The organism is Rothia sp. P5766 (genome assembly GCF_048513555.1).
Taxonomy (GTDB): Bacteria; Actinomycetota; Actinomycetes; order Actinomycetales; family Micrococcaceae; genus Rothia.
Window position 1 is genome coordinate 1 of the sequence record NZ_JBLXXS010000009.1, and the last position, 13696, is coordinate 13696.

General features: G+C 57.8%; 9 protein-coding genes. 4 read left to right on the forward strand and 5 right to left on the reverse strand.

Annotated elements, in window-relative coordinates; all coding sequences use genetic code 11:
* The 3 genes from ACN08V_RS06000 to ACN08V_RS06010 all read right to left on the reverse strand — a co-directional run.
* Positions 1 to 805: PIG-L family deacetylase (locus ACN08V_RS06000; protein ID WP_419104877.1), on the reverse strand; the 805-nt coding region annotated here is incomplete at its 3' end.
* A 223-nt stretch (positions 806 to 1028) separates the two neighbouring features.
* Positions 1029 to 2942, reverse strand: coding sequence for a translational GTPase TypA (typA, locus tag ACN08V_RS06005; protein ID WP_419099409.1), 1914 nt, complete (start codon positions 2940 to 2942; stop codon positions 1029 to 1031).
* 272 nt (positions 2943 to 3214) lie between these two features.
* A complete protein-coding gene (locus ACN08V_RS06010; RefSeq protein ID WP_419099408.1) occupies positions 3215 to 5122 on the reverse strand; it encodes a BCCT family transporter in 1908 nt (635 codons plus the stop codon).
* A gap of 374 nt (positions 5123 to 5496) precedes the next feature.
* On the opposite strand from ACN08V_RS06010, the gene pgi reads away from it, so the two are divergent.
* Positions 5497 to 7179 carry a glucose-6-phosphate isomerase gene (pgi, locus tag ACN08V_RS06015; protein ID WP_419104878.1) on the forward strand — a complete coding sequence of 561 codons (1683 nt, stop codon included), beginning with the start codon at positions 5497 to 5499 and terminating at the stop codon, positions 7177 to 7179.
* A gap of 244 nt (positions 7180 to 7423) precedes the next feature.
* Positions 7424 to 7888: a DUF805 domain-containing protein gene (locus tag ACN08V_RS06020; protein ID WP_419104879.1), complete on the forward strand. Its 465-nt coding sequence runs from the start codon at positions 7424 to 7426 to the stop codon at positions 7886 to 7888.
* A gap of 19 nt (positions 7889 to 7907) precedes the next feature.
* On the opposite strand, the gene ACN08V_RS06025 is transcribed toward ACN08V_RS06020, so the two are convergent.
* Entirely contained in the window at positions 7908 to 8585 is a 678-nt protein-coding gene (locus ACN08V_RS06025; protein ID WP_419104880.1) for a pyroglutamyl-peptidase I, read from the reverse strand.
* Positions 8586 to 8621: 36 nt separating this feature from the next.
* Between ACN08V_RS06025 and ACN08V_RS06030 the strand changes: the two genes are divergently transcribed.
* Entirely contained in the window at positions 8622 to 9062 is a 441-nt protein-coding gene (locus ACN08V_RS06030) for a hypothetical protein (RefSeq protein ID WP_419099404.1), read from the forward strand.
* An 85-nt stretch (positions 9063 to 9147) separates the two neighbouring features.
* On the opposite strand, the gene ACN08V_RS06035 is transcribed toward ACN08V_RS06030, so the two are convergent.
* On the reverse strand, positions 9148 to 11160 hold the full coding sequence (locus tag ACN08V_RS06035; RefSeq protein WP_419104881.1) for a prolyl oligopeptidase family serine peptidase: 2013 nt from the start codon (positions 11158 to 11160) through the stop codon (positions 9148 to 9150).
* 144 nt (positions 11161 to 11304) lie between these two features.
* On the opposite strand from ACN08V_RS06035, the gene ACN08V_RS06040 reads away from it, so the two are divergent.
* The gene (locus ACN08V_RS06040; protein ID WP_419104882.1) at positions 11305 to 13527 is read left to right on the forward strand and encodes an NADP-dependent isocitrate dehydrogenase; all 2223 of its coding nucleotides are present in this window, start codon (positions 11305 to 11307) and stop codon (positions 13525 to 13527) included.
* The last annotated feature ends 169 nt before the right edge of the window (positions 13528 to 13696 follow it).

Genomic DNA, 13696 nt, shown 5'->3' on the forward strand with positions numbered 1-13696 from the left:
AGTATTCGAAGGTGGTCGGGCCGGTGATGGTGATTTGGGTGGCGTGGGCGCGCATGGCTTCGCGTTTGCCTTCAATTTTGCCACGGATGACGGCTTGTTGGCGGGTGTCGGTTTCTTGTGGTTGGCCTTCGATACCCCAGACGGCAATGGGTTCGGCGGTGGTGCCTGCGATCAGATCGAGGGCCGCCATAACAACTTCGTGGGTGCGCTTGTGGTCGGGGTGGCCGTAGCCGCCATCTGCGTCGTAGGTGACGATGACGTCGGGGCGTATTGCGCGTATGGTTGCGGCGACAGCTTCGGCCTGCGGTTTGAGGGGTAGGTGGGTGAGGCAGTCGTCTGCAGCGAGTGGGTTGGCTGCGGCGCGGCCGTCGCTACCCCATGCCATGCCGGAGTCACGGTAGTGAGTTCTCTCCCCCGGTAGTGCGCTGGGGCCTTGCCCCAGGAAGAGGTGGTCACGAACGCCGAGTTCGGTGAGGGCGGCTTTGAGTTCTCTTGTGCGGAGCTGGCCTAGTTGGTGCCCACGGTCGGTATTTGCGGGGTGTTCTGCTTCGAGGTGTTTGAGTGCGGGATCAATGACTTCGCCCATTTCGCCCCGGGTCATGGTGAGCAGGTCTACGGTGGCTCCTGCTGCGGTGAGCGCGGCGATGGTGGCTCCTGTTGCTGAGGATTCATCGTCGGGGTGGGCGTGTACGAAGAGCAGGGTGGTGTTTTGGGGGGCGCGCCCGTCGGGAATGAGCGTGAAGACGGCGTTTTCTGTGATGAGTTCACCGGCTACGGGGTAATAAGGCTGAGCGTCATTGTTCATGGTGCGATTTTTCTCGTGGGGGTGCCATTGATGATGTACCCCCTTATTCTATCTGGCTTCACTGGGGTGTAGCTGGGGTTTACCTGCCGGGCAGCAGTGCGGGGTTGCGGTGCTGCTGCTAGGGTTTGCCTGCTCAGAGCAATAGGGGCTTGTTTGGCCCGCTACGAGCCGTGGGCCGTACTCGCAAGGAGTACGGCCCACGGTCAATACCGGCTACTAAGGTTTAGGCGCGGTTACGGCGGCGTGCTTCGCGCACGCGCTCGTTGGCATCAAGAATAACCTTGCGGATGCGGATGGCTTCGGGGGTAACCTCAACGCATTCGTCCTCGCGGGCCCATTCAAGTGACTCTTCGAGGGTCAGCTTCTTGGGGGGAGTCATGTTTTCAAAGTTATCTGCCGATGCTGAGCGCATGTTGGTCAGTTTCTTTTCGCGGGTGATGTTGACTTCCATATCGTCGGCGCGTGAGTTCTCGCCAATGATCATGCCCTCGTAGACCTCAGAGGTGGGTTCAACGAAGATGGTGCCGCGTTCCTGGAGGGCAATGATGGCGTAGGGGGTAACGACACCGGCACGGTCGGAAATCATGGAACCGTTGGAGCGGTAGTCGATGTCCCCGGTCCAGGGCTCGTAGCCGGTGGAGTAGGAGCTGGAGATACCTGCACCGCGGGTTTCGGTCAGGAACTTGGTGCGGAATCCAATGAGGCCGCGGGCAGGTACGGAGAATTCCATGCGAACCCAGCCGGTGCCGTTGTTAGCCATCTGTTCCATGCGACCTTTACGCCCAGCCATAAGCTGAGTGATAGCGCCCAGGTACTCTTCGGGAACGTCAATGATCATGTGTTCCATTGGCTCGTGGATCTTGCCGTCGATGGTCTTGGTAACGACCTGGGGCTTACCCACGGTCAGTTCGAAGCCTTCGCGGCGCATCTGCTCAACCAGGATAGCCAGTGCCAGTTCGCCACGCCCCTGTACTTCCCAGGCATCGGGGCGCTCGGTCGGCAGAACCTTGAGGGAAACGTTGCCGATCAGTTCCTTATCAAGGCGGTCCTTGACCTGGCGGGCGGTGACCTTAGCACCCTTGACCTTACCAGCCAGGGGTGAGGTGTTGATACCGATGGTTACAGAGATCGCGGGGTCATCGACCTTAATCAGGGGCAGGGGCTTGGGGTTCTCGGGGTCGGTGAGGGTTTCACCGATGGTGATGTCCTCAATACCCGCAACAGCCACGATTTCACCGGGGCCAGCCTGGTCGGTGGGTACGCGGTCGAGTGCCTTGGTTGCAAGGAGTTCGGAGATACGGACGTTCTTGGTCTGGCCGTCCTGGCGTACCCAGGCTACGGTCTGGCCCTTCTTGAGGGTGCCGTTGAAGATACGGAGCAGAGCAAGGCGACCCAGGAAGGGCGATGAGTCCAGGTTAGTGACGTGCGCCTGCAGAACCTCATCGGGGTTGTAGGTGGGGGCAGGGACGTGCTCAAGGATGGTTGCGAACAGCGGCTCAAGGTCGTCGTTATCGGGCAGAGCGCCATCTGCGGGCTGGTTGAGTGATGCTGCACCGGCCTTACCGGAGGCGTAAACGATGGGAACAGTCAGCAGGGCGTCGATGTCAAGGTCGGGGACCTCGTCGGCAAGGTCGCCTGCCAGACCCAGGAGCAGGTCCATAGATTCGCTGACCACTTCGTCAATGCGGGCGTCGGGGCGGTCAACCTTGTTAACTACGAGGATTACCGGCAGCTTAGCGGCAAGTGCCTTGCGCAGAACGAAGCGGGTCTGGGGCAGGGGCCCTTCAGAAGCGTCAACCAGCAGGACAACGCCGTCTACCATGGACAGACCGCGCTCAACCTCACCACCGAAGTCGGCGTGGCCGGGGGTGTCGATGACGTTGATGGTGACTTCTTCACCGTTTGCGGAGGGGCCGGCATAGAAGACGGTGGTGTTCTTGGCCAGGATGGTGATGCCCTTTTCCTTTTCGAGGTCCCCGGAGTCCATGACTCGGTCTTCGACATCGGTGTGGGCGCTAAAGGCGTTGGTCTGTTTGAGCATCGCGTCAACGATGGTGGTCTTGCCGTGGTCAACGTGGGCCACGATTGCCACGTTGCGAAGGTCGCTCCGTGATGCGGTCTTCTGAGTTTCAGACATGCGGTAAGTATCTCGCTTAATGGTTGGGATTACATAAAACGCCGGAAGCGCCCCGGACCCCAAACAGGGACTAGGGGCACAGGGCTTTACCTTTTAGTATAGCGACCCCTTGCCAGGGTCCGGCTATCTTCTGGGACACACCGGTTCAGCGCGCCCCGGCGCTGGAGAGCTAGAGCAGATGGGGCAACCGCAATTTTAAATGAGAAACCCCACCACTGCTGAACAGCGGTGGGGTTTTATACTAGCCTCAAGCGGCTAGATATTTGACCTGACTAATCCTGTTTCCAGGGTGTCTTGGTGTTCTTGCCTACAGCAGGCATGGAACCGGTAATCGTTTGAATCTGCTCGATTGCAGCTGTATTAGCTTCAATCTGAAGGGAGACCTCATCAACTGCCTTTTCGACTGCTTCTTCTACCCTAGCCTCCACAGCCTTATCGAGAACATCATCCAGGTGCTGATCTACAGCGGCTGAGAGTTTGTCCTCTACACCTTCAGCTACAAGCTCATTGACACGATCGCCGATGCTTTCATGGATTGAGTCTTCAATCTCCTCACGAGCGTTGCGCCTCTGAGCACGGACAAAGAGGCGGTGCTCAACGCTCAAAGCCTTGTAGAGCGAAAGGCACATCATAAGGATGACCAGGGAGAAGGGAAGGGCGGTCAGAATTGCAACGGTCTGAATGGCCGAGAGCGAATCGGTCCCACCAATAATTACCAGGGAAATTGCGGTGACAGCCGCAACCAGCACCCAGAAGACCCTAATCCAGGTCTTGGGTTCCGGTGAACCGTTGGTTGAGAGCATGCCCAGAACCAGCGCACCGGAGTCAGCTGAGGTAACGAAGAATACGGTGATAAGGAGTACCGCCCCAGCGGTGAGCACTGCTCCCCCGGGTAGGTTGTGGAACATCTGGAAGAGGGCGTTTTGCGCCGAGACGCTGCCGTCCTCCCCAACCAGGTTGCCAGCCCCAAAGAGCTGCTGATGAAGTGCGGTACCACCCAGAACTGAGAACCAGAAGAAGGAGGTCAGGGCAGGTACCAGCAGAACACCGACCACAAATTCACGAACCGAACGTCCCTTGGATACGCGGGCAATGAACATGCCAACGAAGGGCGACCAGGAGATCCACCAACCCCAGTAGAAGGTAGTCCAGGCTGCCTGGAACTGTTCGCCATCAACACCGTAGAGAGCTAGGGTCTCAAAGGTCATTGCCACAATGTTTTGCAGGTAGTCACCGATGGAGCCTACGAAGTTCCTAAAGAGGAAGAGGCTGGGGCCAACCACCAGAACAAAGAGACAGACGATAGCAGCCAGAATGAGGTTGCCGTTGGAGAGCCACTTCATGCCCTTTTCAAGGCCTGTGACCACGGAGAAGAGGGTGATAGCCATGAGGGCTACAATGATGCCAATGAGCCAGCCGTTACCCTCGGCAGGGATATCCATGTATCCCAGGCCTGCGGCGATCTGCATAACACCCAGGCCTAGGGAGGTTGCAACACCAAAGAGGGTGCCTACCAGGGCGATAACATCGATGACATCGCCGGTTAGGCCTTTGACCCTATCGCCCAGAAGCGGTTTGAGGGAATAGCGGATTGAAAGCGGCAACTTGAGGCGGTGGGTAGCGTAGGCGATGGCTAGACCGACAATGACGTAGATGGCCCAGGGGTGAAGGCCCCAGTGCAGGAAGGACTGGCTCATAGCCGCTTGGGCTACCCGCTCCTGGGTGCCCCCGCCAACGCCGGGGCGGGGATCCACAAAGTGCATGAGGGGCTCAGTTGCCCCGTAGAAGACCAGGCCGATGCCCATACCGGCGGCGAAGAGGAAGGCAAACCAGGTCATGAATGAGTAGGTGGGCTCGTCGTCGTCATCGCCTAGCTTAACGTCGCCCATGCGGGAAAATCCCAGATAGAGGGCGAAAATAACGAAGAAAGCAACAATCGCTACATAGTACCAACCAAAGTAGTTAATAACGTCTGCCTGTAGAGCATCGAAAATTCCCTTAGCTTTGCTGGGAAAGAGAAGGGTTGCTCCAATAAAGAGCACCATAATAAGGGCTGCTGGAATAAAAACCTTGGGGGCTAGGGATCCTTCACGCATATTAGCCCGGGTTGCTTTGTCGATATCGCCCTTGCGCAGGTCGGGGCCTGACCCCGGTGGCGCCGTACTTTCGGTAACTGACATAGTAATTTCTTTCTGTATCTCGTTTCGACCTCTTGAGTAATGCATCGAGTTCCTTCATCCCGCGGCGTACCTTATTAGGCCTGTCACAAGTCATATTTTTAGAGCGCGCCGGAGGCAGGAACCTGACCAATAGTAACATCACTTATTATCAGCAGGCTAGCTTTCCTCCTGTACTAATACACCGCCTAGCCAGAAGGCTAAGGCCCCCTATTTTCCGCCCTTCAAGGGGCAACAGCGCAGCTTCTGAGGGAAACACCTGCCAGAAAAAATCGAAAAAATACCATAAAAAGCCACACCACAGGGCCACCCAAAAACTACAAATCCCACATAAAATGAAGACAAGGTATCATTCCCAACAGGAAGGCAAAACTTTTATGTCTCGCCCCATCATTGATCCCACGTCCACCTCCGCCTGGAGTAAACTTGCTGCTCACAAGGACTCAACCCAGGCTGATTTGCGAACCTGGTTCCAGGTAGACCCCGCCCGTGCAGAGAAGCTCAGCTACACCGCGGGCGATCTTTATGTTGATCTTTCAAAGAACCTGATCACCGAGGAAACCCTGACCCTCCTAACCGAGCTTGCTCAGCAGGTTGGTCTTGAAGAACGCCGCGATGCCATGTTCGCCGGTGAGCACATCAACGTCACCGAAGACCGCGCAGTTCTTCACACCGCCCTGCGCCGCCCCAGGGGCGCTAACCCCTCACTGGTTGTTGACGGGCAGGACATTGACACCGATGTCCACGAGGTTCTCGCCAAGGTCTACGACTTTGCTGACCGCGTGCGCTCCGGCGAATGGGTAGGTATTACCGGTAAGGCTATTGAGACCGTTGTTAACATCGGTATCGGCGGCTCAGACCTAGGCCCCGTCATGGTCTACGAGGCGCTCAAGCCCTACGCTCAGCCTGGTCTTGAAGCCCGCTTTATCTCCAATATCGACCCCACCGATGCCGCGGAGACTGTTAAAGACCTCGACCCGGAGACCACCCTCTTCATCGTTGCCTCTAAGACTTTTGGCACCCTTGAGACTCTCACCAACGCACGTGTCTGCCGCCAATGGTTGTTGAACTCGCTGCGCCAAGCAGGTGCTTTAGAAGGTAAGGAAGAGAAGGAGGCTGTTGCCGCTCACTTCGTCGCTGTTTCAACCGCCCTGGATAAGGTCGCAGCCTTCGGCATTGACCCCGAAAATGCTTTCGGTTTCTGGAACTGGGTCGGTGGCCGCTACTCCGTGGACTCAGCTATCGGTACGGCCCTTGCTATTGTTCTGGGTCCGGATACTTTCGAGCAGTTCCTGGCAGGCTTCCACGCTATGGACGAGCACTTCCGTACCGCTCCCCTAGCCAAGAACGTTCCTGCCCTCATGGGTCTACTAAACATCTGGAACGTTAACTTCTTGGGTGCTGAGACCCACGCGGTTCTGCCCTACGACCAGTACTTGCACCGTTTCCCGGCCTACCTGCAGCAGCTCACCATGGAATCCAACGGCAAGTCTGTGCGTGCTGATGGGTCCCCCGTTACCACCGCTACCGGTGAGGTTTTCTGGGGCGAGCCTGGCACCAACGGCCAGCACGCCTTCTACCAGCTGATTCATCAGGGAACCCGCCTGATCCCGGCTGACTTCATCGCTTTTGCTAACCCGGTTCACCCCACCCGCGACGGTGAGCAGGACGTCCATGAGCTCTTCCTGGCAAACTTCTTTGCTCAGACCAAGGCTCTGGCTTTTGGCAAGACCGCCGATGAGGTCCGGGCTGAGGGCACCGCAGAAGAAATTGTCTCGGCACGTGTGTTCTCGGGGAACCGCCCCACCACCTCCATTATGGCCTCACAGCTGACCCCCTCCGTCTTGGGCCAGCTGATTGCACTCTATGAACACATCACCTTTGTTCAGGGTATTGTCTGGGGCATCGACTCCTTCGACCAGTGGGGTGTGGAGCTGGGCAAGCAACTTGCCCTTGAACTAGCTCCGGCGGTGGGCGGTGACCGCGCGGTTCTGGCCCAGCAGGACTCCTCAACCCGCTCGCTCATTGACTTCTACCTGAACAAGCGAGCTCAGGCCTAAGCTAAGGGGTAGGCAAGGAAGCAAAGCAGGCGGTAAGGGGCACACATTCCTCTTCTTAGCTGAAGAAGGAAGTAGCCCTTACCGGCTGGCTTCTCGACGATCAGAAAAACTACCGGTGACAGCCCGGCATTCTGCACTGGTGCCGGTAGTTTCCTCTACTACCCAAGCGCTTAGGTTAAGACCGGTTTTCCGGTAGGAGAAGACCAGAGCTAAAAATGTTCTCAGCGATTTCACGGGAGTATCAATGAATACACAGCCTGCCCCGGTGGCCCAGCCTGGCACTAGCATGTCCGATGCCATCAGCCGCTGGAAAAAACACCTCTTCGTCTTTAGGGGAAGCGCCAGCCGCTCTGAGTTCTGGAAGGTTATCCTCTGGTGGCTACTTGCCTGGGCCCTGGTGAGTTTTTCTACCCTGATCTTCTGGGTTTATACCATCACCCAGGCCAGCTACCCAGCGAACTACCGCCCCGATAGTATCTGGCAGGTGCATGAATTTCGTGTTTGGCTTGGACTGGTGGCTATCTTTGCTAGTTTCTGGATCCTTTTCACGGTGCTCAACGCCGGGCTTGGCTCTCGCCGCCTGCGTGATGTAGGTATGCCCGGTTGGCTCTTCTGGGCTTGTTTCATTCCTCCCGGGCTAGCTGTCGTCCTTATTTTCTGTGCCCTACCTCCCCATCAATCTTCGGCTAGCTCTTCTCCTGCGGCATGAGCCAGACAGTCCCCACTCTTTAGGCCCCAGGCTGAGTAAGCGTCTCTAGGGTGAGCGCAATGCACCCTTCCAGGATCTGTGCCATCAGGTCCAGGGCCAGGGTCGGGGCAGTCTTGCCCTCTAGCCCTCCGGCTTCGGCGCAGGGGGAGATTGATTGGCCCTTGGCCTTGAGCAGGTCTGAATCGCTCAGCGGGATGTGGATAAAACCGGCGGGTATGAACCCGCCGGTTTGGTGCATTAACTCGTAGAAGACATGGTTGCAAACAAAGGTTCCAGCGGAATAGGACAGCTCCAGCGGCAGGCCATCGGCAGTCAGCCGCTCGAAAATAGCCCGTGTGGGCAGGGTAGAAAAATAGGCGGTGGGGCCATCCAGCTGAATTGGCGTGTCAGTGCGCTGGTCCCCAGCGTTATCGGGTATCCGGGCAGAGTCCATGTTAATAGCTACCCTCTCTAGACTGACCTTATCCCGCCCCACGGCAACCCCCAGGGCAATAGCTATCTGGGGTTGGACCTCATCGAGAATTTCAGCCAGCGCCCGCGAAGAGGCCGCAAACTCAACGGGTAGCTCTCGCACCTGGACACTCAGCCCCGGCGCACTGCCTGCCAGGAGTTGGGCTACACGCTGGGCAACCTGCCCGGTGGGGTTCGAAGGGGTACCGCTAAAGGGGCCAAAGTAGGTGAGCAGAAGTGTGGGCATGGGTGCTTTCCACTTTCCTTAGGTATTCTTAGGGGTATGTCTGAGAACCAGCCTACCCGCCATAGACCTGTAGAAGCGCCCTCACTCGATACCCCAGAGGCTCTTGCTGTGGGTGGCTTTCATGATGATGAGGGCTACGAGGACGAATACCGCGCTCCCGCGAGCGCTGAGCAGGTAGGGCCTTTGCGTGCTGTTCGTCTTCTCTACCGACACTACTGGAATAGTCGGGGCGAGGCATCGGCCAGTGAGTTCTGGTGGGCTCTTAGCTACCTGCTGATGGGGACAGTCTTAATTGTGGGGCTCGCATCTTGGCTCAACACTCTGATTGAGTCGGACCAGGCCTCGTCCATTGCTCGAACACTCTTTATGTTTTTGGTGGTACTTATCCCGCTCTGGGTAGCGGCCAATATCGGGCCTGCTATTACGCTGACGGCGCGCAGGCGCAAGGCTGTACAAAATGAGCGAGAGAAGCTCTAAGGCAGCAAGTCTAACCAGATGCCCGCCCGGTTCTTACCGTGGCGGGCATCTGTGTTCGGGGTGGTCGGGGCTGGTGTGGTTTCCCCTAACCTAGAATCTCGGGCATCTGGAACTCTTGACCGCCCAAATGTTGGTTGAGCCAGGTCACAAAGACGCGGTACCAGAGGCGCGAGTTGCCGGGTTTAAGGATCCAGTGCCCTTCGTCGGGGAAGTAGAGGAACTTGTGCCCCAGCTCAGGCGAGTGGTGTTGCAGATCAGCCCAGAGGTGGTGGGCCTGGCCGATGGGCACCCGGTAGTCCTTATCGCCGTGGATGACCAGCATGGGGGCGGCGATATGGGCGGCCCGGTGGTAGGGGGAAATGGCATCTCCTTCGCCGCCTTGGCTCAGTTTCCACTCATTCCAGGCACCGTTATCGGTTAGAAAGTACATGGCCTTATAGTCCCAGATTGAGGCGTGGGTGATGTAGCACTTAAAGCGTTTTTCAGCACGACCTGCTACCCAGTTAGTCATAAATCCGCCGTAGGACCCGCCGGAGAAGGCTAGGTTGTCGCCCTGGATATCGGGGCGGGCGCTGACCTCTTCTACAACCTGCATAATATCCCTGTAGGGGGTCCCTCCCAGGTCGTCCCCACCCCGGTCTAGCATGTCTTGGCCGTAGCCGGTGGAGATAGCGGGGTCGGGCATGAGCACAGCGTAGCCTGCTTGGGTAAAGACCCAGGGGTTCCAGCGGTAGCTCCAGGAGTTCCAGGACCCCCAGGGCCCACCGTGGGCGAAGACCAGCAGGGGCAGGGGCTCAGTGCCGCAGTTCTCTGGTAAGGCCAGGAAGCTGGTGAGTTCGGTACCGTCTGCGGCGGTTGAGGTCAGCCGTTCTAGCTTACCGGGCGCCTTCAGCTCTTCAACCGGGCTGGCTATGCGGGTTACGCGACCATTGGTGGCATCAATACGCACGGGGTAGGCCGAATGCTGGTGGCTGTCTTTGAGGGCGACCAGGGCACCATCGTTGTAGGCAAGCAACGAGAAATGCGACCGCCCATCGTCTACCAGGGTTTCGGTCGTCCCCTTCAGGCTCCCCCTATAAATAGCGCTTGCACCCAGGTTATCGCTGCTAAAGACGTAGTTTTCTTCATCCAGCCAGACCAGGTCATCTGCCCAGCGGTCTATGTCGCGGGAAAGCTCGGTCATTGCGCCGGTTGCCAGATTGTAGTGATTGGCATTGAGCTTGATGGACTGACCGGGCAACCAGCGGCGTACCTGGGTCACGGCAAGGCCGGTGCCTTCAGGAGTGAAGCTACCAGCTATATAGTCATGAGTAGCTGTTGCGGCGGCAATTTCCCGTGGGGCTGTCTGCCCGTCCAGGTCTATCAGCCAGACACTATAGCGCTGGTAGATACCGCCTTCTTTAGTTTCTACAGTAAGGGCTGCTTGGGAACCGCCGGGGCAGACAGTAAAACCTGAGAGCAGGGCCCCCTCCCCCAGCTCATGGATGAGGCGGGGCTCTTCCTGTCCGTCTTGCAGGTAGAGGCTGAGCTTGCCGGTGCCCAAATCGTGGTCCCAGAAGCGGGTGGGGAACTCGCTGTAGAGTACCCCGCTGGTTGCGCTCTTTTCTCGTTCATCAAGTGTCTTGGCTTGTTCTTCGAGTGAGCCACGGTGGGCCTTGGCCGTGAAGATGTAGCGAGGGTCCTTCTCCCGCTGGCGGACTTCCAGTTCATTAATGCCGCCGGGAAAACTGAGGACCAGTTCGGGTTCACCCCGTTCTGGCAGGCGGTAGACCCCTTTGAGGCTCTTGGACTCGGCTTGGTCTAGGTCCTTGTCCAAGGTCAGGTAAGGTCTGCCTTCTTCATCGAGTGCGAGCAGGGCCGCCCCGGAGTCCGGCGCGGTCAGCGGGTAGGGCTTTTCCTCCTGGTGAGCGGGTAGAGCCCAGAGCCGGGGCCGGTACTTAGCTCCCTCTTTATTCAGGGTCTGCACGGTGAGGACGGGTTCACCCGATCGCGAGGCGGCAAGGCCCACCATACGGGGGGCTTCAATCAGCTGGGATAGGTAGGTTTCGTGGGCGGGCAGAGGGGTGGTCTCTGCGGCCGGAGAGTCTTGTTGCTGCATACTCTCCAATCTACCTAAGGATGACTTTTCCAGGAGATACCTGGCACGTTTTATGACCCAGCCGTGTAAAATTCTATGAGCTGGGGCACAGGGTTGTATTCTTAGGAATGACACTGCCCACAAGCAACAAGGGAGACGCCCTACATGGCAAAGATTATTTACACCCACACCGATGAGGCTCCGCTACTAGCGACCTACTCCTTCCTGCCTATTCTGGAAGCCTACGCATCAACCGCCGGTGTTGAGGTGGAAACCCGAGACATCTCGCTGGCTGGCCGTATTCTGGCTCAGTTCAGCGATATTCTCCCAGTCGACCAGCAGGTGCCCGATGCCCTCACCGAGCTGGGCCAGCTGGCTAAGACCCCCGAAGCCAACATCATCAAGCTTCCTAACATTTCTGCCTCTCAGCCCCAGCTACTGGCCGCTATTGCCGAGCTACAGGGTAAGGGCTACGCAATTCCCGACTACCCCGAAGAGCTCGTCACCGAAGCCGACCAGGACGTTCGTGCCCGCTATGACCGGGTCAAGGGCTCAGCGGTTAACCCCGTTCTGCGTGAAGGTAACTCTGACCGCCGCGCTCCCCTGTCGGTCAAGAACTATGCCCGCAAGAACCCCCATTCCATGGGTGCCTGGAGCGCTGACTCCAAGACCAATGTGGCAACTATGGGCCAGAACGATTTCTTTAGCAACGAGAAGTCTGTGGTCATGGAGGCCGATGATAACCTCAAGATTCAGCATGTAGCGGCTGATGGCACCGTCACCGTGCTCAAGGAGTCCACCCCTGTACTGGCCGGTGAGATTATTGACGCCACCTACATGGACGTTGCCGCCCTGGACCGCTTCTTAGCTGAGCAGATTGCCCGCGCTAAGGCTGAGGGTGTGCTCTTCTCTGTGCATTTGAAGGCCACCATGATGAAGGTTTCTGACCCCATTCTCTTTGGCCGCGTGGTCCGTGCTTACTTCTCTGAGCTCTTTGACAAGTACGGTGAGCAGCTTGATGCCGCTGGCCTGAACGGTAACAACGGCCTGGCCGCTATCCTTAGCGGTATTGAGACCCTGCCCGCCGAGATTCAGGACGATGTTCGCGCCCTGGTTGAGAAGGGCCTGGCTGAGGGCCCCGAACTGGCCTACGTGAACTCCGATAAGGGCATCACTAACCTGCATGTGCCCTCCGATGTTATTGTGGACGCTTCTATGCCCGCCATGATCCGCACCTCCGGGCAGATGTGGGGTAAGGCTGGCCAGCAGGCTGATACCCTGGCCGTCCTGCCGGACTCTTCCTACGCTGGTGTCTACCAGACCGTGATTGATGACTGCCGCGCCAAGGGTGCCTTTGACCCCACCACCATGGGTACTGTGCCGAACGTTGGTCTGATGGCTCAGAAGGCTGAGGAGTACGGCTCCCACGATAAGACCTTCCAGCTTGCCGCTGACGGCGCTGTTCAGGTTCTTAACTCCGCTGGTGAGGTGCTGATGGAGCACCAGGTTTCTGCCGGTGACATCTGGCGAGCCTGCCAGACCAAGGACGTGCCGGTGCAGGATTGGGTCAAGCTGGCTGTCACCCGTGCCCGCGATTCTAAGACCCCCGCTGTTTTCTGGCTGGATAAGAACCGCGCCCACGACGCCAACCTGATTGCCAAGGTTCAGAAGTACCTGCCCGAGCACGATACCGAGGGCCTGGATATCCGTATTCTGGCACCGGCGGAAGCCACCCAGTTCTCCATTGACCGGATCCGCCAGGGCCAGGACACTATCTCTGTGACCGGTAACGTTTTGCGTGACTACCTGACTGACCTCTTCCCCATTCTTGAGCTGGGCACCAGCGCCAAGATGCTCTCCATTGTTCCGCTCATTAATGGTGGTGGCCTCTTTGAGACCGGCGCGGGCGGTTCAGCACCTAAGCACGTTCAGCAGCTGGTGGAAGAGAACCACCTGCGTTGGGATTCGCTGGGTGAGTTCTTGGCTCTGGCGGCTTCGTTTGAGCACCTGGCCAAGACCAGCGGTAACGCTTCGGCTCAGGTGCTGGCTGATACCTTGGATAGGGCGACCGGTACTTTCTTGAATGAGAACAAGTCGCCGTCGCGTAAGGTGGGCGAGATTGATAACCGTGGCTCGCACTTCTACCTGGCTAAGTTCTGGGCGCAGGAGCTTGCGGCTCAGACTGAGGATGAGGCCCTGGCGGCTAAGTTCGCGCCGGTAGCGGAGGCGCTGGTGGCGAACGAGGAGCAGATCGTGGCTGAGCTGCTGGCGGTGCAGGGCTCCCCCGCCGACTTGGGCGGCTACTACAAGCCCGAGGACGCTCTCGCCTCGGCAGTCATGCGCCCCAGCGCGACACTGAATGAAGCAATCGCGTCACTTAATAAGTAATAAAGCTGTGGCCGCCCAGGGAAACCTGGGCGGCCTTTACGCCAAACCTAAGAACGCTCTTGCTTGGACAATGATGTGCCGCAAAACTAAACGCTACTGTTAATGGGTTTCAAACAATCATATTTTTATATCACCGCCGCCACTATAGGGCAAGCAGATTTATATAGGA